At 66.5% G+C, this 22,649-nt stretch carries 19 protein-coding genes; 5 read left to right on the forward strand and 14 right to left on the reverse strand.

The genetic code is table 11. The features are described from left to right. Positions 1-34 precede the first annotated feature (34 nt). The 4 genes from ahpF to CFB46_RS24630 form a co-directional block, all read right to left on the reverse strand. Entirely contained in the window at positions 35-1,633 is a 1,599-nt protein-coding gene (ahpF, locus tag CFB46_RS24615) for an alkyl hydroperoxide reductase subunit F (protein ID WP_089501580.1), read from the reverse strand. Positions 1,634-1,750: 117 nt separating this feature from the next. Further along, positions 1,751-2,314 carry an alkyl hydroperoxide reductase subunit C gene (ahpC, locus tag CFB46_RS24620; RefSeq protein WP_027782763.1) on the reverse strand — a complete coding sequence of 188 codons (564 nt, stop codon included), beginning with the start codon at positions 2,312-2,314 and terminating at the stop codon, positions 1,751-1,753. A gap of 137 nt (positions 2,315-2,451) precedes the next feature. After that, on the reverse strand, positions 2,452-2,661 hold the full coding sequence (locus CFB46_RS24625; protein WP_089501581.1) for a CopG family transcriptional regulator: 210 nt from the start codon (positions 2,659-2,661) through the stop codon (positions 2,452-2,454). A gap of 109 nt (positions 2,662-2,770) precedes the next feature. Further along, positions 2,771-3,667 carry a LysR substrate-binding domain-containing protein gene (locus CFB46_RS24630; RefSeq protein ID WP_089501582.1) on the reverse strand — a complete coding sequence of 299 codons (897 nt, stop codon included), beginning with the start codon at positions 3,665-3,667 and terminating at the stop codon, positions 2,771-2,773. 177 nt (positions 3,668-3,844) lie between these two features. Here CFB46_RS24630 and CFB46_RS24635 point away from each other — a divergent pair, with 177 nt between their 5' ends. The 3 genes from CFB46_RS24635 to CFB46_RS24645 are packed head-to-tail and all read left to right on the forward strand — an operon-like array spanning position 3,845 to position 6,797. After that, a complete protein-coding gene (locus tag CFB46_RS24635) occupies positions 3,845-5,011 on the forward strand; it encodes a branched-chain amino acid ABC transporter substrate-binding protein (RefSeq protein WP_089501583.1) in 1,167 nt (388 codons plus the stop codon). Between the two features lie 18 nt (positions 5,012-5,029). Next, entirely contained in the window at positions 5,030-5,554 is a 525-nt protein-coding gene (locus CFB46_RS24640) for an L-2-amino-thiazoline-4-carboxylic acid hydrolase (protein ID WP_089501584.1), read from the forward strand. After that, positions 5,547-6,797 (forward strand): Zn-dependent hydrolase, encoded by a 1,251-nt coding sequence (locus CFB46_RS24645; RefSeq protein WP_227789600.1) that lies wholly within the window; start codon positions 5,547-5,549, stop codon positions 6,795-6,797. Before CFB46_RS24640 ends, CFB46_RS24645 begins: the two co-directional genes overlap by 8 nt. A 29-nt stretch (positions 6,798-6,826) precedes the next feature. Here the strand turns inward: CFB46_RS24645 and CFB46_RS24650 are convergent, their stop codons facing one another. From CFB46_RS24650 to CFB46_RS24695, 10 genes are all read right to left on the reverse strand, one after another. Beyond that, entirely contained in the window at positions 6,827-7,663 is an 837-nt protein-coding gene (locus CFB46_RS24650; protein WP_027782769.1) for a c-type cytochrome, read from the reverse strand. Positions 7,664-7,943: 280 nt separating this feature from the next. Continuing rightward, the gene (locus CFB46_RS24655) at positions 7,944-9,212 is read right to left on the reverse strand and encodes a hypothetical protein (protein WP_089501585.1); all 1,269 of its coding nucleotides are present in this window, start codon (positions 9,210-9,212) and stop codon (positions 7,944-7,946) included. Continuing rightward, the gene (gene glmS, locus CFB46_RS24660) at positions 9,209-11,032 is read right to left on the reverse strand and encodes a glutamine--fructose-6-phosphate transaminase (isomerizing) (protein ID WP_089501586.1); all 1,824 of its coding nucleotides are present in this window, start codon (positions 11,030-11,032) and stop codon (positions 9,209-9,211) included. Before glmS ends, CFB46_RS24655 begins: the two co-directional genes overlap by 4 nt. 119 nt (positions 11,033-11,151) lie before the next feature. Next, the gene (locus CFB46_RS24665; RefSeq protein WP_027782772.1) at positions 11,152-11,640 is read right to left on the reverse strand and encodes a biofilm PGA synthesis auxiliary protein PgaD; all 489 of its coding nucleotides are present in this window, start codon (positions 11,638-11,640) and stop codon (positions 11,152-11,154) included. After that, the gene (gene pgaC, locus CFB46_RS24670; RefSeq protein WP_027782773.1) at positions 11,618-12,889 is read right to left on the reverse strand and encodes a poly-beta-1,6-N-acetyl-D-glucosamine synthase; all 1,272 of its coding nucleotides are present in this window, start codon (positions 12,887-12,889) and stop codon (positions 11,618-11,620) included. Before pgaC ends, CFB46_RS24665 begins: the two co-directional genes overlap by 23 nt. Then, the gene (gene pgaB, locus CFB46_RS24675; protein WP_089501587.1) at positions 12,886-14,979 is read right to left on the reverse strand and encodes a poly-beta-1,6-N-acetyl-D-glucosamine N-deacetylase PgaB; all 2,094 of its coding nucleotides are present in this window, start codon (positions 14,977-14,979) and stop codon (positions 12,886-12,888) included. The genes pgaC and pgaB overlap by 4 nt, the downstream gene beginning before the upstream one ends. 13 nt (positions 14,980-14,992) lie before the next feature. Beyond that, entirely contained in the window at positions 14,993-17,635 is a 2,643-nt protein-coding gene (gene pgaA, locus CFB46_RS24680; protein ID WP_089501588.1) for a poly-beta-1,6 N-acetyl-D-glucosamine export porin PgaA, read from the reverse strand. A gap of 104 nt (positions 17,636-17,739) precedes the next feature. After that, on the reverse strand, positions 17,740-18,498 hold the full coding sequence (locus CFB46_RS24685) for a hypothetical protein (RefSeq protein WP_089501589.1): 759 nt from the start codon (positions 18,496-18,498) through the stop codon (positions 17,740-17,742). Positions 18,499-18,560: 62 nt separating this feature from the next. Continuing rightward, positions 18,561-18,986 (reverse strand): hypothetical protein, encoded by a 426-nt coding sequence (locus CFB46_RS24690; RefSeq protein WP_089502334.1) that lies wholly within the window; start codon positions 18,984-18,986, stop codon positions 18,561-18,563. 633 nt (positions 18,987-19,619) lie between these two features. Next, positions 19,620-20,615: a LysR substrate-binding domain-containing protein gene (locus CFB46_RS24695; protein ID WP_089501590.1), complete on the reverse strand. Its 996-nt coding sequence runs from the start codon at positions 20,613-20,615 to the stop codon at positions 19,620-19,622. A gap of 353 nt (positions 20,616-20,968) precedes the next feature. Between CFB46_RS24695 and CFB46_RS36060 the strand changes: the two genes are divergently transcribed. Together CFB46_RS36060 and CFB46_RS24705 are read left to right on the forward strand one after the other, a co-directional pair. Continuing rightward, positions 20,969-21,217: a hypothetical protein gene (locus tag CFB46_RS36060; RefSeq protein ID WP_179235112.1), complete on the forward strand. Its 249-nt coding sequence runs from the start codon at positions 20,969-20,971 to the stop codon at positions 21,215-21,217. Next, on the forward strand, positions 21,201-22,616 hold the full coding sequence (locus CFB46_RS24705) for a circularly permuted type 2 ATP-grasp protein (RefSeq protein ID WP_027782779.1): 1,416 nt from the start codon (positions 21,201-21,203) through the stop codon (positions 22,614-22,616). Before CFB46_RS36060 ends, CFB46_RS24705 begins: the two co-directional genes overlap by 17 nt. The last annotated feature ends 33 nt before the right edge of the window (positions 22,617-22,649 follow it).

Below are 22,649 nucleotides of genomic sequence, written 5' to 3' on the forward strand. Positions count from 1 at the left end.
GAGACAAACTTTGATGTCGTCGGGCTGACGTGCGTTACGCGGCGACCGCTTCTTCGGCCTGCGGCTGCGCGGTTGCCACCGGCGTCACGTCCTGCCGGATCAGATGGTCGAACGCGCCGAGCGACGCCTTCGCACCTTCGCCGACCGCGATCACGATCTGCTTGAACGGCACCGTCGTCACGTCGCCGGCCGCGAACACGCCCGGCACCGACGTCGCACCGCGCGCATCGACGACGATCTCGCCGTGCTTCGACAGTTCGACCGTACCCTTCAGCCATTCCGTGTTCGGCACGAGGCCGATCTGCACGAACACGCCTTCGAGCTCGATGCGCTGCGTTTCGCCCGAGCGCAGATCCTTGTAGACGAGCCCGTTCAGCTTGCTGCCGTCGCCGGTCAGCTCGGTCGTCTGCGCCTGCGTGACGATCGTCACGTTCGGCAGGCTGCGCAGCTTGCGTTGCAGCACTTCGTCCGCGCGCAGTTGCGCGCCGAATTCGATCAGCGTGACTTCCTTCACGATGCCCGCGAGGTCGATCGCGGCCTCGACGCCCGAGTTGCCGCCGCCGACCACCGCGACGCGCTTGCCCTTGAACAGAGGGCCGTCGCAGTGCGGGCAGTACGCGACACCGCGATTGCGGTATTCGCGCTCGCCCGGCACGTTGATTTCGCGCCAGCGCGCGCCGGTCGCCAGGATGATCGTCTTCGCCTTCAGCACCGCGCCGTTCGCGAGGCGGATCTGGTGCACGTCGCCCGGAATCAGCGCGTCGGCGCGCTGCACGTCCATGATGTCGACGTCGTACTGCTTCACGTGCTGCTCGAGCGCGGTCGCGAACTTCGGCCCTTCGGTTTCCTGTACCGACACGAAGTTTTCGATCGCCATCGTATCGAGTACCTGGCCGCCGAAACGCTCGGCGACCACACCCGTCGCGATACCCTTGCGCGCCGAGTAGATTGCCGCGGCTGCGCCTGCAGGGCCGCCGCCGACGATCAGCGTGTCGAACACCGGCTTGTTTTCGAGCGACTTCGCGGCGCGCTCGCCGGCGCCCGTATCGAGCTTCGCGAGGATTTCCTTCACGCTGCTGCGGCCCTGGCCGAACGATGCGCCGTTCAGGAACATCGTCGGCACGGCCATGATCTGGCGCGACTCGACTTCATCCTGGAACAGCGCGCCGTCGATCGCGACGTGGCGGATGCGCGGGTTGATCAGCGACATCACGTTCAGCGCCTGCACGACTTCCGGGCAGTTCTGGCACGACAGCGAGAAATACGTCTCGAATGCGTAGTCGCCGTCGAGCGCGCGAATCTGTTCGATCACGTCGTCGTCGAGCTTGATCGGGTGGCCGCCCGTCTGCAGCAGCGCGAGCACGAGCGACGTGAATTCATGGCCCATCGGGATGCCGGCGAAACGGATGCCGGCCGGCTTGCCGGGCTCGCCGATCGAGAACGACGGCTTGCGCTCGGCGTCGTCGCGGCGTTCGGTTACGGTCACGCGATCCGTCAGCGACGCAATCTCGTTCAGCAGCGCATGCAGTTCCTGCGATTTCGCGCTGTCGTCGAGCGAGGCGACGAGTTCGATCGGGCGCGTGATCTTTTCGAGGTACGCTTTCAGTTGAGTCTTGAGATTGGCGTCGAGCATGGCGTTTCGGATTCCGTATTGATAATTATGGTCGGGCACGTCGTGCCGGAGGAGGGCGCGGGCCGCGCGATGCGGCGGCCCGCCGTCGCGCGCCTCGTGCGAGGCGCGCAGCGATCGTCAGATCTTGCCGATCAGGTCCAGCGACGGGGTCAGCGTTTCCGCGCCCGGCGTCCACTTGGCCGGGCACACTTCACCCGGGTGCGCCGCGATGTATTGCGCCGCCTGCACCTTGCGCAGCAGTTCGCCCGCGTCGCGGCCGATGCCGTTGTCGTGGATTTCGCACAGCTTGATCTCGCCTTCCGGGTTGATCACGAACGTGCCGCGCAGCGCCATCCCTTCTTCCTCGATCAGCACGTCGAAGTTGCGCGACAGCGTGAGCGTCGGATCGCCGATCATCGGATACTTGATCTTGCCGATCGTGTCCGACGTGTCGTGCCATGCCTTGTGCGTGAAGTGCGTGTCGGTCGACACGCCGTAGATTTCGACACCCAGCTTCTGGAATTCCGCGTAACGGTCGGCGAGGTCGCCCAGTTCGGTCGGGCAGACGAACGTGAAGTCGGCCGGGTAGAACACGACGACGGACCACTTGCCCTTGAAGTTCTCGTCGGACACGGTCACGAAATCGCCGTTGTGGTAAGCGGTTGCCTTGAACGGCTTGATTTGGGTGTTGATGATCGGCATCTGGTGATTTCCTTTGCTTCAGTGGTGAGTGGAGTGTTGCCAGTATCCGGGTTCACCCTGAAGTTGTGAAATTGCTTGTTTCAATCCGCGGCATCGGAAATTCCTATCTGCTTCCGGCCCTTGATTGGGTGGGCTTTTCACCATTCCGAGCGCAGTCTGTCCAGATCGACGACCGCGCGGCCCTTCCATAGACCGAACACATCGTCAGCGAGTGTCACCGCGTGCTGGGCGATATACGCATCGATTGCATCGCGGATGAGCTCGGCCGGGGAACTGCCATTGATCGCCGCGATGCTGGTCAGCACCGCGTGCTGGTCATCCGACAGATCGATGGGAACTCTGGTCATTGCAACCTCCGTTAGGTGACACGCCCATCCTGGCTATCCGGCAGAGGAAGGGCAAGGTCGCGGCATTTCCTGATAAGCAGGCCGACAGCGTAGCGGCGGCCCGGCCTGCTCAAATCCCCGCCATCTTCCGCAACCACGCCGCGAGCCGCCGCGCGCCGTCCGGCATGTCCGCTTCCTCGCGCGTGCACAGGTAGTAGTCGCGCCCGTCGTCAAGCACATGATCGAACAGCTTCACGAGCTCGCCGTTCGCCAGCTCGCGCTCGACCAGCGGCGCGCGCAACAGCGCGGCGCCCAGATCCGCGCGCGTGGCGCTCAGCGTGAGCTGGCCATCCTCGAACATCGGCCCCACCGCGTGCGACACGTGCCGCACGCCGGCGCCCTGCAGCCAGTTGACCCACGTGCTGCGATCCTCGTCGTGCACGAGCGGCGCGCGCGCGAGATCGACCGGCGTGCGGAACGGCCCGTGACGCTTCAGGAATGATGGACTGCACATCGGCACCATCGCGCCCGGCAGCAGTCGCTCGCAGCGGTAGCCGGGCCAGTCGCCGGTGCCGAAGCGGATCGACAGGTCCGACGCATCGCTTCGGTAGTTGCGGTGATGCGCGTACAGCACGGTCACGTCGACGTCCGTGTTGTCGGCCAGGAACGCGTGGAGCCGCGGAATGAACCAGCCGATGCCGAGCAGCGGAATCAGGCTGACGGTGATCTGCCGCAGCGACGAACGGTCGCGCACGAAGCGCGTCGCGCTGCGCAGCACCGAGAACGCGGCGCTGATGGAGCGGTAGTAGTCGCGTCCTTCGTCGGTGAGTGCGAGCAGCCGGCCCTCGCGCACCGTCAGCGGCGTCTGGATGAACGCTTCGAGCAGTTGCAGCTGGTGGCTGACCGCCGACGGCGTGATGTCGAGTTCGCCCGCCGCCGCGGTGACCGAGCCGAGGCGCGCGAATGCTTCGAACGCACGCACCGCGCGCAGCGGCGGATCGTGCGGCAATTGTTCTATATTTTTCATGTATCGAATTTTATCGAAAAGTCAGGGTAAGCGACAACATGAAAATATCCTGCATTTACAGTGATGTACGCTAATCTGTCAGGAACGGTATAAGCATCCAACGATTGGGTATTTGGGGTTTGGGTGTTGAATATTTAATATTTTTCATGTTTTGATTCGACTCCCGATCCCCCGCATATGAAAATCGCTTTTCTTCCCGCCAGTCTCGCTTTCTCGGCGGCCGCCCTGGTCGCCTCCGTTCCCGCGTTCGCACAGTCCGCGCCGCAGACGGTCCTGATCGGTCTCGCCGCGCCGCTTACCGGCCCGTCCGCGCGGATCGGCAAGGATCTGCAGAACGGCGCGCAACTCGCGATCGACGACGCGAATGCGAAGCATCCGACCATCGGCGGCAAGCCGGTCGTCTACAAGCTCGTCGCGGCCGACGACCAGTCCGACCCGCGCACGGCCGTCGCGGTCGCGCAGCAGCTCGTCGACCAGCACGTGATCGGCGTCGTCGGGCACTGGAACACGGGCTGCAGCGTGCCGGCGTCGCGCGTGTACCGCGATGCGGGCATCCCGCAGATCGCCCCGGCTTCCACCGGCCATCAATACACGCAGCAGGGCTATCCGACGGCGTTCCGCATCATGGGGCACGACGATGCGGGCGGTAACTTCACCGGTGCGTACGCGGTGAAGAAGCTGAACGCGAAGCGCATCGCGGTGATCGACGATCGCACGTCGTTCGGCGCGGGGCTGGCCGACCAGTTCATCAAGGGCGTGCAGGCGAACGGCGGCACGATCGTCGATCGCCAGTACGTGAACGACAAGACGACCGACTTCAGCGGCGTGCTGACCGCGATCAAGGGCAAGCGCGCGGATCTCGTGTTCTTCGGCGGCCTCGATGCGCAGGCCGCACCGATCGCGCGCCGGATGCGCCAGCTCGGCGTGAACGCGCCGCTGCTCGGCGCGGGCGGCTTCGTGAGCCAGACCTTCCTGTCGCTCGCCGGCAAGGACGGCGACGGCGTGACGGCGCTCGAGCCGGGCCTGCCGCTCGACCGGATGCCGGGCGGCAAGGCGTTCGACACGCAATACCGGGCACGCTTTCACGCGCCGATCGAGCTGCATGCGCCCTTCGCGTACGACGCCGCCGCCACGCTGATCGCGGCCGCGCAGAAGGCCGGCACGACCCAGCCGGCGAAGCTGGTCGCGGCCGTGCGCGCAATCGAGCGGCCCGGCGTGACGGGACGCATCGCGTTCGACGGCGAAGGCAACCTGAAGGATCCGGCCTTCACGATCTACCAGGTGCGCGGCGGCAAGTGGGCCGTCGTCGACGTGCTCGGCGGCTCGCGTACCGCAACCAAGTAAACGATAAAGACGATCCCCATGACCGAAGCGAACCCGACATCCGCCGCCACACCCGAGGACCCGCGCCTCGGCATCCTCGCGCGGCGCCGCATCGAAGCGGAAATCATCAAGCCGATCTACGAGATCATGAAGCGCGAGTTCGGCGCCGAGCGCGCGCAGGCCGTGATCGCCGAAGCCGTGCGCGGCGCGGCCGTCGACGCGGGCCGCACGTTCGCCGCGCAGGAGCCGGGCGGCACGAGCGTGAAGTCGTTCATCGCGCTGCAGGTGCTGTGGGAGAAGGACGATGCGCTCGACGTCGAGGTGCGGCGCGCGGACGACGCGCACTACGATTACGACGTGCATCGCTGCAGCTACGCGGAGATGTATCACGCGATGGGGCTCGGCGAGATCGGGCACCTGCTGAGCTGCGCGCGCGACAGCTATTTCATCCAGGGCTATGCGCCGGACATCGCGCTCACGCGCACGAGCACGATCATGCAGGGCGGCAAGCGCTGCGACTTCCGCTATGCGCTGCAAGGTGCGCCGGAGAACGGCGATGCATGACACCACCGTGACCATGCCGCGCGTCGACGGCGACCGCCTGTGGGCGTCGCTCGAACGGATGGCGCGGATCGGCGCGACGCCAAAGGGCGGCGTCTGCCGTCTCGCGCTGACCGATCTCGACCGCGAGTCGCGCGACCTGTTCGTGCAGTGGGCGCGCGACGCTGGCTGCACAGTGCGCGTCGATCGGATGGGCAACGTGTTCGCGCGCCGCGCGGGCCGCAATCCCGACGCCGCACCGGTGATGACTGGCTCGCACGCCGATTCGCAGCCGACCGGCGGCCGCTACGACGGCATCTACGGCGTGCTCGGCGGGCTCGAAGTCGTGCGCGCGCTGAACGACGCGGGGATCGAGACCGAGCGCCCGATCGACGTCGTGATCTGGACCAACGAGGAAGGATCGCGCTTCGCGCCGGCGATGGTGTCGGCCGGCGTGTTCTCGGGCGTCTACACGCTCGAATATGGCCTGTCGCGCACCGACGGCGCAGGCCGCACGATCGGCGAGGAGCTCGAACGGATCGGCTACGCGGGCGCGGAGCCGGTCGGCGGCTATCCAGTGCACGCGGCGTACGAACTGCATATCGAGCAGGGCGCGATTCTCGAGCGGGCCGGCAAGACGATCGGCGTCGTGACGGCCGGGCAGGGGCAGCGCTGGTACGAGGTGACGCTCACCGGTGTCGACGCGCACGCGGGCACGACGCCGATGGCGTTCCGTCGCGACGCGCTGGTCGGCGCGGCGCGGATGATCTCGTTCGTCGAAGTGCTCGGCCGCCGTTACGCACCGGATGCGCGCGCAACGGTCGGGATGATCGACGCGCGGCCGAATTCGCGCAACACGGTGCCGGGCGGCTGCTTTTTCACGGTCGAATTCCGTCACCCCGACGATGCGGTACTCGATGAACTGGACGCGGCGCTGCGCGCGGAACTCGCGCGCATGGCCGACGAAACCGGCCTCGGCGCGCAGATCGAGCAGATATTCACGTATGCGCCGATACCGTTCGCGCCGCGCTGCATCGACACGGTGCGAGACGCGGCCCGCGCGCTCGGGCTGCCGCACATGGACATCGTGTCCGGCGCGGGCCATGACGCGTGCTATGTCGCGCGTGTCGCGCCGACCGGCATGATCTTCGTGCCGTGCGTCGACGGGCTGAGCCACAACGAGGCCGAAGCGATTACGCCGGAATGGGCGACGGCCGGCGCCGACGTGCTGTTGCGCGCGGTGCTGCAGAGTGCGCAGGAAGCGTAAGCGCGACGGGCGGGTAACCGGCGCGCGGCTTACTTGCCGGCCTTGCGGCGCGCCATGTACGCGAGATACGCGACGATCTCGTCAAGCTCCCGGTCGCTCAACTGATCGGGCGGAAACGCCGGCATGCGGCGGCCCGGCCAGTCGCGCACCGACGCAGGGTTGCGGATGTAGCGGCGCAACGCGGCGGGCTGAAAGTAGTCGACCGGGTTCATCGGCGCGTTCAGATCCGGGCCGGCCTGGCTGCTGCCCGCGCCGTCGATGCGGTGACACGCGAGACATTGCGTGACGAACAGGTGCTGGCCCGCGCGCGCCGGGTCGTTCGCGGGCAACGCGGCATCGACGGCGAGCGACGGCCAGCGCGCGAGCGGCGACGATTCGATCGTGATGCGCACGATCTGGTAGGGCCACTGCTCGCCACGCACCGACGACGCGTCCGGCCCGAGCCAGACGAGATAGAACGGCCCCGCGCTGACCTGCTTGCCGGGCAGCTTCGGCCACGGATGGGCCGGATCCTCGATCGCGAGCCACGGGATCGCGCCGGCCGGCGCGCGGCGGCGCACGAGATCGAGCGGCAGTTGCGCGGCGAAACCGTCGGCCGCGCGCGTTTCGAGCACGCCGTCGGCCGGCAGCGGCGTGTCGCCGAGCAGCGCGGCGAACGGCACCGCGCGGAACGTCATCGGCCGGCCGTACGCGATGTCGCGCGGCACGTGGATGTCGGTCGCGTCCGTCCGGGCGAGCAGCGTCTGTCGGGTGAGGGCGCGGGCCGTGCCGTCGGTGTCGAGTTCGAGCGTGGACTGGGCCGACGCGCGTTGCCCGAGCAGGCAAACCGTCAGCAGCACGAGCGAAAACCACTGGCGCTTCAGCATTCGTTCTCCGGGAAGGGGCGTTCCGGCGGCGGCAGGAGGCGGGACGCCGCGGCCGATGGAAGGAATCGGGCGACAGTCTATCCGGTACGGGCGGCGCTGGCGAATTCGGCGCGCAAAGGCGCGGCGGTCATGCTCGAACAGGCCCGCAACACCGCGCCCGGCCACCTGGCGGCTGAATGAGCGCGGTGTTGGCGTAACGCGTTTCGGACCAGGGAAGGCGGGGGGCCGATGGCGACACGCGGTCTGCGCACGTTCGCGACGTTGCGTTACCGGACTGCCGTCAGTGACTCGAACACGACACTTCGTTCTTCGATATCGGCGTGCGTTGCTCCGGTTCGAAATCGGCTTCTCGTACCCCCGACGGCGTCAGCGATACGAAATGCATCGCCGTGCCTCGCGCCGGGAAACCGGCGATGCCGGTCGAGCCCCACGGAATCGGCGAGCGCTGCACGCCGCTCACCGCAATGTCCGCCGGCGCAAGCGCGAGCGTCAGCAGCCGCCCGTCGCGGGTCGGCACATACGCGTGCGTGCCGGCGACGCCGATGCCCGATTCGCGCACCGAAGCGGGCAGGCAATCGAGCGTCGCCGTGCGGCGGCCGTCCGGGGCGATCAGCATCGCGACGCCGCGATCGTCCGCTGTCGTCGTGACGACGATGAAACGGTCGATCTCCGGCACATAGGCGGCTGAATACACGTAATACTGGACTGCGTCGTTCAGCGATCCGAGTTTTTCCAGCTTCGCGGTGACCGGATCGAACATCGCGTATTCGAGCGTTGCGTTCGTGCTGCCTTCGATGAACTTCTGCCACACGAGCAGCGCGTTGCGCGGCGAGCCCGCGATCACGGGCCACCACTCGCGGCGGTGCGGCGCGACCGCGACATGGTTCAGCACGCGCCCGGCCGCGTCGTAGGTTTTCAGGTAGACGCCGTTGCCGCTGCCGAGGTTGTCGACGCCGCCGCCGTCGACCCAGTCGGCCGAATAAAACACGACGAAACGGTCGCCGACCGTCGCGACATGCCCCGAATGGCCGCCCGATTCGACGTCGTTCGGGTAGGGCTTGATCGGCTTCAGGTCGCGGCGGTAGACGCCGTAGCGCTGGCTGACTTCCTGCGGCGTGTCCCAGCCGTCCTCGAACGTGACGAAGATGTCGCCGTGCGCGTTCTGCGCGATCGATACGGGTTCCTGCGCCTCGGGGCGGCTGATGAACGTGCGGACGTGCAGCACGCGCGGCTTGTCGGGCTGCCATTCGCCGACGTACACGTCGTGCGGCCAGTTGCCGCTGCGCAGCGCACCACGCGGCGCGACGCCCGAGCTGCTGAAGAACACCCAGCGTTTGCCGTCGCCGGCGTCGGCCACGCCGATGCCGTGCATGAAGCGCCGCGGGTCGCCGGTGTCCTGCGACGACGACGGGGCGCTCGACACGGTGACCGTATGCACGGCCGGCGCGCCGGCGAGGGCCGGCGGCGCCGCGCCGAGGCCGCCCGCGCCGCAGAGCACGGCCGCGGCCAGCCGCATGACCGCCCGTACCGGGCGCGTTCGCCGCCTCATTCGACGGTCACCGATTTCGCGAGGTTGCGCGGCTTGTCGACGTCGGCGCCGCGCGCGCAGCCGACGTGATACGCGAGCAGTTGCAGCGGAATCACGTTGACGATCGGCGACAGCAGGTCGCCCGATTCGCGCACGCGGATCAGGTGCGTGTCGCGGTCGGCGTCGATTTCGAGCTGATTGCCGGCCAGCACGTAGAGCCGGCCGCCGCGCGCACGCACCTCGGCCATGTTGGATTTCAGCTTCTGGAACAGGCGATCGTCCGGCGCGATCGTGACCACCGGCATCGCGCTCGTGACGAGTGCGAGCGGCCCGTGCTTCAGCTCGCCGGCCGCATAGCCTTCCGCATGGATGTACGACACTTCCTTGAGCTTCAGCGCGCCTTCCATTGCGATCGGGAAATGGATGCCGCGCCCGAGGAACAGCGCGTTCTCGGTGCGGGCGAACTTCGCGGCCCAGCCCATGATCTGCGTTTCCAGCGCGAGCGCGTGGCCGATGCGGTCGGGCAGCGCGTGCAACTGCTTCAGGTGCGTCGCGACTTGCGCGGCATCGAGCCGGCCGCGCAGTTGCGCGAGCGTCAGCGTCAGCACGAACAGCGCGACGAGCTGCGTAGTGAACGCCTTGGTCGACGCGACGCCGAGCTCGGTGCCGGCCCGCGTCAGGAACCGCAGCGGCGCGTTGCGCGCGATCGTGCTGGTCGCGACGTTGCAGATCGCCATCGACAGGTCCTGCCCCATCGCGCGCGCCTGCTCGATCGCGCCGATGGTATCGGCCGTTTCGCCAGACTGCGAGATGCCGACGACGAGCGTGCGCGGATCGGCCACCGTGTCGCGGTAACGGAATTCGCTGGCGATCTCGACCTGGGCGGGCACGCCCGCGATGCTTTCGAGCCAGTACTTCGCGGTCAGGCCCGCATAGTAACTGGTGCCGCAGCCGAGCAGCAGCACGCTTCTCACCCGCGACAGTTGCGCGTGCGTGCCTTCCGTCGCGTCGAACAGCGCCGGCGAGATCGTGTCGATGCCGTCGAGCGTGCTGGCGATCGCCTTCGGCTGCTCGAAGATTTCCTTCTGCATGAAGTGCTGGTACGGGCCGAGCGCGGCGTCGTCCGCGCGCGCCTTCACTTCGCACAACGGGCGCCGCGCTTCCTGTCCGCCCGCATCGACCACGGCGATGCGCTCCGGCGTGATCAGCGCGACGTCGCCGTCCTCCAGGTACACGAAGCGGTCGGTCAGGTCGCCGAGCGCCGCGCAGTCGGACGCGAGGTAGTTCTGCTTGGCGCCGATGCCGATCACGAGCGGCGAGCCGGCGCGCGCGGCGACGAGGCGCTGCGGCTCGCGCGCGCCGAGCACCGCGATCGCGTACGCGCCGTGCAGCCGTTTGACGGCGCGCACCACCGCGTCGAACAGGTCGTCTCGATAGAGACTGTGGATCAGGTGCGCGATGACCTCGGTGTCGGTCTGCCCGCGAAACGTATAGCCGCGTTCGCGCAGTTCGGCGCGCAACGTATCGTGGTTCTCGATGATCCCGTTGTGCACGACGGCGATCGTGTCGCCCGACATGATCGGGTGCGCGTTCATTTCCGACGGCGCGCCGTGCGTCGCCCAGCGCGTATGCGCGATGCAGGTCTGCGCTTCGAGACCGAGCGTCAGCACGCGATCCTGCAGGTCCGTCACGCGCCGCAGCGTGCGTTCGCTGCGCAGGCGGCCATCACCCTGCACGGCGATGCCGCACGAATCGTAGCCGCGATATTCGAGCCGGCTCAACGCATTGACCAGTTGCGGCACCTGATTGTTCAGGCCGCTTGCTCCGACGATTCCGCACATGATTCACCTCGTCTCCAGGAAGTTGCCGGCTGGCGCGCGACGCGCGGCAGCCCGATGTCAGAAGCGGTGCCACGCCGCGCGGCCAAGCGTCGCGCGCGGCGCGGCACGTCTTCGGCGATTCATTCGCGGGGCTGCGGCCCGGCGTGCGCGACCCATTCGATGCCCGAAATCGACCCGTTCGCATCGTGCGATGCGACGAGAATGCGCGTCGTGCGCCGCGCGCCGCGCCGGCGTGCGCTCGCGACGGCGTTCGGCGGCACCGAGCGCACCTTCACGCTGGCCGAGCGCCGCAGCATCTTCGACACGCGCAACCGGTACGCGAATGGATGCACGACGCGTCCCGCGATCAGCCACATGACGATCGTGCCGGCGATCAGCGCGATGCTCGTCACGTAGAACACGATCTGCTCGATCGGCATCTCGGCCTCGTTGAACGGCAACAGATAGCGGTACGTGTAGATGCAGATCGATGCCCATACACCCCCGACCAGCGCGGGCCGCACGAGGCGGAACCACGCGACGAGCACGGGCCCGACGATACCGCCGCGTTCGGCGATCATGTCGCGCGGTGCGCGCAGGGAAAGGTCAATAATCGGCGCGTTCTTCATGTTGAATGCCTCGGTCGGGACTGACCCAAACGGCGCGTTTGCCGCGGCCCCGCAGTACGACGGCGGGCAGGGCGACGACGGTGGTGATCATGCTGATCAGCCAGAACGCGACGGGGTACCAGATGGTGTCAAGGAAGTACATCAGGAGTTTCTCGTCGTATTGACGATCGATCATGCTGCCGATGATCAGTTGCAGGATGCAGGTCGCGACCAGCAGCATCCCGTGCCAGTGCGGCACCACGGACACATGCCAGTTCGGCGGAAGCGGGTAGACGACGTCGATCAGCGCGAGCAGCAGGATGAACGACATCGAGTACGCCCACGCGATGCCGATCAGGTATTCGGCGAACAGCGGCCACATCATCATCTGCGTGGGCCGCATCAACGTGCCCGCGTACTTGAGCAGCACCTGGATGCCGCCCTTGGACCAGCGCAGCCGCTGCCGGTAGAGCCCCTTGATCGTCTCGGGCATCAGGATCCAGCTGAGCGCGTGCGGCTCGTACACGACGCGCCAGTCGCGGCACTGCAGCTTCCAGCTGATGTCGATGTCCTCGGTCAGCATGTCCGAGCTCCAGTAGCCGACGTCGGCGAGCGCGGTCTTGCGGAACATCGTGATCACGCCCGACACCGTGAAGATGCGGCCGTACACCTGCTGCGTGCGCTTGATCAGCCCCACGATCGACGAGAATTCGCCGACCTGCATGCGGCCGAGCAGCGACGTGCGCGTGCGGATGCGCGGATTGCCGGTCACCGCGCCGACGCCCGGATCGGTCAGGAAGTGCTCGAGCATCCAGCCGATCGCGTCGTGCGCGAGCAGCGCGTCGCCGTCGATGCACAGCAGGTATTCCGCGTTGGATACCGCGGCCGCGGTCGTGAGTCCGACCGCCTTGCCCTCGTTGCGCGCATGATGGATCACGAGCAGCCGCGGGATCTCGACGGCCAGCTCGTTGAGGATGTCGCCGGTGCGATCCTTGCTGCCGTCGTTGACCGCGATGATGTCGTAGTTCGGATACTGCATCCCGTTCAGATGGGTGATCACGCTGCGCGCGTTCGCGGCTTCGTTGAAGCAGGGCACGACGATCGAGACCTTCGGGATGCCGCTCGACGCGATCGTGCGCATCGACAGCTCGCGGCCCTCCTCGAGCAGGAAGTAGTGCACGACACCGCCGATCATCCACAGATACGACATGAAGAACGGATAGTAGAAGACGAAATCCTGCAGGCGCTGGATGAGGCTGTGGGTGTTCATGGCGTCTTGGTTCCCGGCGATTGCTGCATCTGCATCAGCGCGTTGATCGAGGTGGGGTCGAGGCGCGACTTCAGCGACATCACGTCACGCATCGCGTCGAGCTCCGGCTGGCCGTTCAGGAAGTTGTCGGGGTAGTAGCCGAAATTCACGGCGCCCTCGCTGCGCAGCCGCCGCATCTGCGCAAGCAGCGTGCTGGCCGGCACGTCCTTGTGCGCGTGCCAGTCGTACGACTGCAGTTCGAACACGGTGCGCTGCAGCCCGCGCTGCTTCGTGCGCACCGCTTTCACGAGCTGGTCCAGCCAGCCTTCCGGATCCTTCGCCTGCTCCATGTACGGCATCGCCATCAGCGCGACGTAGTCGTAGGCCGCGAGGAAATCGTCGTAGTTCTGTGCATACCACGCTTCCGATTCGGGCTTGAGCACCGGCATCGCGAAGATGTTGCGCGCGGTCAGCACGTCACCGACGTTCTGGTGGGCCAGCACGATCTGGGCGAGCTGCCGGGTCATGTCGATCAGGTAGCGCGTCTTCTGCCGCGTCCAGCGCTTCATCAGGTCGGGACTCTCGCGGATCTTGCCGACGTCGGCCGGCAGCCCCCATTGCGAATAGGTGCGCAGCGCATGCCGGCCCGCATCCTCGTAATCGTCGAGCACGGCGTCGTCGCTGAACAGGATGCCGCTGAACGACGCGTGCTTGCTGAGATCCTCGTAGATCTGCTGGATCATCAGCCGCGCATCGGGATCGAAGGGGCTCAGCCGGAACACCCGCGTGCCGTTCTCGCGGGCCGGCGCGCCGCCGTATGCGCTGACGGCCTCGAGCGCGCGCTGCTTGTCGGCCGGCGGCCGGAACGCGAGCACCGGCATCCATGCGTACACCTGCACGTTGGAGCGCGTATTGAGCTGCCACGCGGCACGCGAGAACAGGTCGGAGCGCATCGGCAGGTGCCGGTTCGGGAAGTACACCGCTTCGGCCACGCCCGTCCCCTTCGGGTCCGCATACGCCTGCAGGTACACCGATTTCGGCTGCATCCGGTAGATGCGCTCGATCAGCTTGCCGAGATTCGCTTCCTGCCGCGCGGGATCGGGGTCGTAGACCTGGTCGAGATCCACCTGCACGGTGCGCTCGGGCACGTCGACGTCGCCGCGATTGGACGCCGGCTCGCGCATCGAGCGCTCGAACCCGCCGATATCGACGTCGTACATCATCAGGATCCGTCTCAGCCGGTCGAGCGGCACGTCCGGCGTATTCGGGCCGGCATCGAGGCTGAACTGGATGTCCATGCCGAGCGATGTCGATATCTGGCGCACGGGCTGGTTTTCCGCGCCGTATGGCCACACCATCGAGCGTGCGACGAGACCGGTGCGTTCGCGGATCTGCCGCACGCAAGTCTGCAGGTCGTCGTGCACGCGTGCGTGGAATTCGGCGTCGGTTTCATAGCGTTTCTGGTCTTGCAGGTAGAGATGCGACGTGGTTGCCGGCAATTCGTTGCCTTGCGGATTCGCGATCGCGCCATGATGGAGGTTGTGGGTGTGGCAGCCGAGTTCGACGAATTCCGACTGGCCGAGCTTCTTCACCTCGTCCCATGACAGGAAGTAGTCGCGCGGCACCTGAACCTTGTCGCTGATGCGGATCGGCGTATCCGCCGGTGTGTCGATCCACGCGGTGACGAGGCCCATCACGGCCGGATACTTGAAGCGCTCGAGCAGCGGCAGCACTTTCGTGTAGTGGCTGCGGAAGCCGTCGTCGAACGTGAGCAGCACCGAGCGCGGCGGCAGCGGCTTGCCGCCGTGGCGCGACTCCTCGATCTGCTTGACCGTGATGGTGTGGTAGTTGTTGGTCTGCAGCCACGAGAAGATCGCGGTCAGCGTGCCGGTATCGACCGCGAACGGATCGATTATCGCCGTCGGCGACGAAAACGACGCCATCAGGTTGTCGCGCACGTCGTGCATGCAGATCACGCGAAACGTCTTGCCGTCGGCCGGATCGGACGGCGGCAGCAGGTCGATCATCCGGGCATTGGTCACGCCCGGGAATAGCGAACAGGCGGCAAACGTGCCGAGGCATCCGCACATGAAGGTCCGTCTGGTTTGCATTCAGAGCTCCTTGCTAAAACGGCAGGTTGAGCGACAGGAAGCCGGTTTCGGAGCGCTCGCGCTGGCCGTCGTACGCGTGGCTGCTGATCTCGACGCCGTAGCTCAGCGTGATGTCGTGCTTGAACGTCCACGCGTGCTCGAGGCGCGCGCTCCACAGCGGGCTGGTGCCGAAGCCGCGCTCGTTGTACACGCCGCCGGACACCGACACGCGCTGTTGCAGCCCCATGTCGCCCTTCTTCCACAGCGTCAACTGATGCATGACGGTCGCGGCGGCCGCGTAATCGCGACCGGGGCTGAAGTAGGGCGCGTCGTGGCGCGTGTTGCTGTCGGTACCGAGATTCAGCGACACGTTCACGAGCTGGTTCGCGGACGTGTACACGCGCTGCGTGGCGGTCGCCGCGATCTCCTGGTGCAGGTTCGAATCGCTGTAGCGGCTCACGCCGTAGCTCAGCTTGACCTCGCGTCGGTCGTTCTGGCGATACACGACCTCGACGTTCGCGGAGCGGCCCCAGATGTGCGCGGCATACGCCTTCCACGGCAGCGAGTTGTCGTTGGTGTCGAGCCCGGCGCTGACCGTCCAGTAGTCGTTCAGCGCGTACGCGATCGTCCCGCGGCCGCCGGTTCGGCCGTCCGAGCCCATCGAGCGCGTGACTTCGCCCAGCACGGTGAGCGGCCCGTGCCGGTAGTCGCCGCCGATGCCCGTGCGCGTGCGGCTGAGGTGGCCGCCGTCGGTCTGCGCGAAACCGTAGAACGTGTGCGAAAACACGCGCCAGTTGTCGCCGAACGGTTGCGAATACACATAGCTGTCCGACGTGAAGCTGTTGTCGGCCAGTGCGCTGTTGCCGTGCTCGAAGCTCAGGTCGGTCGTGAACACCGGGCTGCGGTATGCGTTGTAGTCGCGTTTGAAGCCGCGCACGGCGCCGCTATCGGGGAACGTGTTGCCCAGCGTCTGGTCGACGGTCTTCGCGGTCGCGTAATCGTCCGAGGTGAGCGACGCGCGACCGAGGCCGGCGAGCATCTCGACGCTGTCCGGGTGATCGGTCAGCGACGCGCGATACATCGAGATCGCCTGGCGCGGATGTGACTGGCCCGACACCGCGTCGGCGTGCGCGGCGCGGATCTCCGCGTTGAACGGTACCTGTTTCTCGAGCTGTTCGAGCGCGGTGATCCCTTCGTTGACGTGACCCGTGAAGATCAGGTACTGCGCACGCAGCCGGTAGTAGCGCAGGTAATCGCTTTCTCCCGGACCGACGTTGGTCACTTGCTTGGCCGGCGGCAGCGACTTCTCCATCTCGTCGAGCACCTGCTTCGCTTGCGCCGCGCGGCCCTGGTCGACGTACGACCAGAACAGTCCTTCCTGCAGTTCGATCGGACGCGTGCGGGAGCCGTACTGGAAGCCGCGGGTCGCGCGATCGGTCGGCGACGCGGTGGCTTGCTGCAGCGCGCGGGCGTACACGGCGTTCGCCTTGGCCGGTTCGCTCAGATACAGGTATGCGTCGCCGACGGCCGCCAGCGCGTCGATCGAGATTTCCGCGTTGGACGGAATCGTCTCGAACGTCGCGACCGCCGTTTTCATGTCGCCGCGTGCCGCGAGGGCGACTACCCGGTCGCCCGCGAGTGCGGTGCGGACCGGCGTGTACTCCGGCGTGGCCGGCATCCGCTTGTCGAGGTCGTCGGCCGCATGCAGCGCGCTGTCGATTCCGTCGAAGCGGTCCGCACTCGTCATCGAACGCGACTTGTCGCGTCCGCCGCGCACCTGCTGGCGAATCGACAGTTCTTCCAGTTGCGCGATGTCGACGGCGCAGAAGGCGTCGGGCCGGGCCTTCGCTTCGTCGAGCGCCTTGACCGCGCCGCCGCTCGCCGCGAGGCCGAACACGTCGTTGCGCACCGTCGGGACATCGGCCGTGCGGAGATTCGGCGCCTGCGCGTTCGGTACTTCGACGTCGGGTCCCTGCGATCGTTGGGTCGGCTCACCGGGAAGTTGCGCACCGGGTGACTGTGAAGTCGGTTGCTGGGACGACGGCGGTTGCGAGCCGGGCGTCCCGGTCGCGGGTGTGGGCGAATTCGGCATCGGCGTGCCGGATGCCTGCGCGGTGAGCGTCGGCGTCGTGGGCGTAGCCGGCGGTGCAGTGATCGCGGTCTGGGCGAGCTGCTGCGGTGCATCGGACCTTCGCGCGCGCGGCGCAGACGTATCGGGCGGCGAGGTGTCGAATGCCTGGGCAAGCAGCATCGGTTGATTCGACGCATGCGTGACCGCTGCAGGTGCATTCGACGACGTTGCCCCCGGCGCCGCGGCACTCGGCTGCGGAGCATCGGGATCCACGACGACCGTGGTCGGCATCGCCGGGTTCGATCCTTGTGCGATCTGCATCGACGCATCCGAGGCCCGAGCGATCGGCGTCGGCGCATGAGGGGGCTGCCCGGCCGAACCCTGGGCGGCCTGCATCGCCGCGCCCATCGGCGGCAGGTCGGGTGGCAGCGCATCCGGCGCGCCGCGGGATCCGGCGATTTCGCTCGTGCCGCGCGGGTCCGCGTCGCCTTCGCCGGCAAGGCAGGAGCCGGACGCGACGAGCAGGCACAGCAGCGGTGCATGCAGGAGGATCCGCCGATTCGACGGAGTGACGGTGGTGCATTGTTGTTGACGATTGTTGGCCACGGTGTGTCCTCACTTTGAAACGATCACATCGGTTGCACGCCCGACGACGCTCGTCGCCGGCCGTCGTACCACCGGGCAGCGATGCCCGGTGCCCTCCGACCGGTTCACAGGCGGTTGCGGATCGCTTGTCCGAGCAGCGCGCGCGATTCGCTGTTCTTCGGGTCGATGGCGAGTGCGCGGCTCGCGTTTTGTTCTACACAGCTCCATTCGTCGATCTGTGCGCACCAGCGCGCCTTGGCCAGAGCGCGGGCGCCTTCCAGTTCATCGTGCGTGACGCTGGCAGCCTCCATGTGCGACGTGCCGGCGAGATACGATTGCGGTTGCTGTCTCGGCACGGGGTCGGGGTGTTTTCTCGTGCGCGCCAGCGCCTGCGAACGTGACGTCCGATGCGCATCGCCGGGGCGCGCCGTACGACTGCCGGCCGACGCGGCGTGCGGGTCGGCCGCGAGCTTCGTCGCGGGCACATGCGCGCGGCGCGTGTGTTTCGTGTCGGAATGGGCCGTCGCAAGCGGCGGCGCGGCCGGTTCGGCGGCGGCCGACATCGCGGGCGCAGCCGATGCAGATGGCGGAACCGGCGCGGCCTGCGCGACCGTCGACGTCGAACCGGCCGGCGCCGCTGCGCGGGACGCGCCGCCCGTCGCCGCGACGATGAACTCGCGGTACTTGCCGACGGCGTTGCCGATCACGCCGGCGACATCGTGCGTCACGCTCGCATGGCCGACCCTCGCGTCTCGCTCGACATACGCGAAAGCACCGAAGATCGCGGCAAACGCGGCGATGCTGAGCGCCGCATTCTTTCCCGGACCCCACGAGGGTTTCGGTTGGCGGGCGGGCGAGTCGTCCGGTCGTTCTGCACGGGGCATTCAAGACTCCTTGATTCGATGCGTTCCACGAATGACGTGATCGATGCGGGGCGGCGCGACGTTCACCATCGCAACTGCGTCGTGAGCGTCCCGGTCTCGACGATCGCGAACTGGGTGGCGCCCTGGTAGATTCCTTCGACCCGATAGCTCGCATCCGGCACGCTGAACAGGCAGCGCGATCCCGATGCATTGAATTCGACGAGCACGCGCCCGTGCCGGCGCAGGCGCACCTGTACGTTGGAGAGCGGCTGCCCGGTGCTCCCGGACAAGAAAGACACGCCGAGGTTGTACGGGCGTCCGTCCGGGGGAAGCGGCGCGGTACCGTCGATCCGCGCATCGCCGCAGATATACGAAATCATGTACCGGTTTGCCCCCGGCCCGGACGCCGGCGACGAGGCCGCCGGTGTCTGGGCCATGGCGTTCATGCAGAGCACGGAGAGCGCGACGCTCAGGAAAGGGCGAGCATGCTGTCGAAGCGAGGGTGACATTTCCATCTCCCGTTCGGAGTCGATGACGCGCATCGATTCCGAGTCGAATTTGCCAACGTTCTTTTGCGACACGCTATTGATACACGATGGTTTTTGAACCAACAACCGCGTGTGGCCCGAATGGGACGAGGGTGAAAGATCCTATTTAAATAGGATAAGGAGGGATTGGTGAGGATCGCTTAATGCAGAATAAAGTCGATATTGCCGAACATGAAAATTGCTCATCGGTAGCGATGATCGAGCACGCTTTGAATCACATCGGAGGTATCGACGTTCGTGCCGAAAAATAACGACTGAGAAAAGAAACTATTGCGCCTGTATTCGACGCGAAGCAATCAAAATCGGGATACAGATCGCACATCATGAAATGAGGGTGCGACGTTTTTAGGCATTCCGACAGTTACAGGTAAATCGAAACTTGTGTAACAAGGTATTTCTGCCCGGAAAAGCGGGCTGAATGTTCTTACCTGATACGGAAAACAGTAAAAAATACGACATGAATACGCAAACGTTTGCGTTTTATCGAGATCGATTACAGACGGGGAGCGGTTTCACGGAGTGGGACGGGATGTTCGATTGCAGTTTGAAAGACCGCCCATGCGCGCCGTGGACGTCCACGGCGCGAACGCTCGGTCAGCGGCTGCCGCCCGCGCTTCGCCGCGCGCTGCGCATGGCGGGCGCGGCCGCCTCTTCATGGCCGATCGCACCGTCGATCGCCGTGCGCGGCCGGTTCATGATGTAGACCCACAGCTGCTCGGCCGCGAGCCCGCGCTTGCGCGCCGATCGGTACAGGCGGATTTCGAGTTCGGTGATCCAGTCGCCCGTGCCCGCGCACACGAGCGTGCCGTCCGCGAGCTCCTTCGCGACGCAGCTTTCCGGCAGCCAGCCGATGCCGTGCCCTGCCACGACCATGCCCTTCAGCGCTTCGGACATGTGCGTCTCGAAACACCGGTGCAGGACATACGGTTCGGTCGCATTCAGCAGCAGCATCTCGACGATGTTGCCGAGAAAGGCGCCCGACGAATACGCGAGCAGCGGCAACGGCGCGTCGGGCGTGCCGGGCAGCTGGAATACCGGCTTGCCGCGCGCGTCGGGCGACGACACGGGCAGGATCCGCTCGACGCCGAGGCTGACGAACGGGAAGTGGTTCGGGTCGAGCACGATCGGCAACTGCGGATGGTGATAGCCGAGCAGCAGGTCGCATTCGCCTTCGACCAGTTGCTGCACGCCTTCCGGCACGTTCACCGCATTGACGCGCGCGGTGACGTGGCCGACCTCGTCGTTGAGCTGCTTGAGCCATTCGGGAAACAGCGTGAACACGAGCGTATGCGCGACGGCGAAGCGCACGACCTGGTCGCTCGCCGCGAACTGGTCATAACCGTTCACGAGATTGCGCGCCGCATACATGCTGCGCAGGATGTCCGCGGCGAGCCCGCGGAACATCTGGCCGGCGGGCGTCAGCGCGATCGGATTGATGCTCCGGTCCACCAGCTTCGCGTCCATCCAGGTTTCGAGGGCGGCGATTCGCCTGCTGAACGCCGACTGCGTCAGGTGCCGGTGACGCGCGGCCCGGGAAAAGCTCTTGGTATCCGCAAGGCTCAGGAAATCTTCCAGCCACTTTGCTTCCATTTCGATCTTCGCTTTTTATAGTCGGGCGCCGGAAAGGCGGCGCCGTCCGCTGCACCAACGTTCTAGCGTACCGCGCCTCGCGCCGCTCGGGCCGATGTTTTTTTTCGATCGGTGTCAGTCGAAATATGCATGGGCATTGTCGGCGGGATTACGGCTACATAGCGTTGAGGGGCCGTACTGGTTAACCGGACAGTTCATCGCGTCGGACTGTTCCGACCGGCCGGGACGGCACTTCCCCCAGGGCCGGCTGCGCCGTGTGTGTGCCGGCCCGCCCGTTCATGGCCATTCCGGGAGCTCGGGCTCGCCGCTTTTGGTGCAGTGCAGATTGCACATACGTGACACGCGGGAGAACTATGTTCGCTGGACGCGGCGCAGCATCGGCCGTGCGCGTTCGCGGCGCACCGCAAGCGCCCGTTGCGGCGCGCGTTGCACCGTTGTGGTGCGCAATGCCGCGCGGGCATGCCTGGGCGGCGCAAAACAGGGGGGATATCGAGGGGATCGAGCAAGGCACGTTCCTTGCAAAGCATTCAGTACGCCGGTCCGGCATGCGCAATGCCGGGAAAACGATCGATGGAGAAAAGATCGATGAAGCCATTCGATGAAATGCTGCAATCCGGCGACATGGTAAGGGCGCCTTACGCGCGCCTGAAGCAATGGCTCGACACGCAGAACCCTGCGAGCCTCGCCCAGAAGGCCCACGACGCGGAAGGCGTGTTCCGCAAGACGGGCATCACGTTCGCCGTCTATGGCGACGCGGAGGCCGCCGAGCGGCTGATTCCGTTCGACATCGTCCCGCGCATCATCTCGGGGGCGGAATGGAGCCGGCTGTCGCTCGGCATCGAGCAGCGCGTGATGGCGCTGAACGCGTTCCTCGACGACATCTACCACCGCCAGGAAATCGTGCGCGCGGGCATCGTGCCGAAGCACCTGATCGCGCACAACGAGGCGTTCATCCCCGAGATGATCGACTTCCGGCCGCCCGGCAACGTTTACACGCACATCATCGGCGTCGACATCGTGCGCACCGGCGAGAATGCGTTCTACGTGCTGGAAGACAACGCGCGCACGCCGTCCGGCGTGTCGTACATGCTGGAAAACCGCGAGACGATGATGCAGCTCTTCCCCGAGCTGTTCCAGCAGGTGAAGGTGCGCCCGGTCGAAACCTATCCGCAGATGCTGCGCCAGTCGCTCGCGGCCGTGTGCCCGCCGGGCGGCAACGCCGACAATCCGACCATCGCGGTGCTCACGCCCGGCATCCACAATTCGGCGTACTACGAACATTCGTTCCTCGCCGACCAGATGGGCGTACACCTCGTCGAGGGCAGCGACCTGCAGGTGATCGACGGCCGCGTCGCGATGCGCACGACCGAAGGCTTCCGGCCGATCGACGTGCTGTACCGCCGCGTCGACGACGCGTTCCTCGATCCGCTCACGTTTCGCCCGGATTCGGTGCTCGGCGTGGCGGGCATCATGGACGTGTACCGCGCGGGCAACATCACGATCGCGAATGCGCCCGGCACCGGCATCGCCGACGACAAGGCGATCTACTCGTACATGCCGGAGATCGTCGAGTTCTACACGGGCCGCAAGGCGCTGCTGGAGAACGTGCCGACCTGGCGCTGCGGCGAGGCCGACAGCCTGAAGTACGTGCTCGAGCATCTCGACGAACTGGTCGTGAAGGAGGTGCACGGCTCGGGCGGCTACGGGATGCTGGTCGGGCCGTGCGCGTCGAAGGCCGAACTCGAGGCGTTTTCCGCGAAGCTGCGCGCACGTCCCGCGAACTACATCGCGCAACCGACGCTCGCGCTGTCCACCACGCCGATCCTGACCGACGCCGGCCTCGCGCCGCGCCACGTCGACCTGCGTCCGTTCGTGCTGGTGTCGGACCGCATCCGCATCACGCCGGGCGGGCTCACGCGCGTCGCGCTGAAGGAAGGATCGCTCGTCGTCAACTCGAGCCAGGGCGGCGGCACCAAGGACACCTGGGTGCTGGCCGACTGAGCCGGGCACGACCGCGCGCGCCGGAGCCGGCGC

This window comes from Burkholderia sp. HI2761 (assembly GCF_002223355.1).
Taxonomy (GTDB): domain Bacteria; phylum Pseudomonadota; class Gammaproteobacteria; order Burkholderiales; family Burkholderiaceae; genus Burkholderia.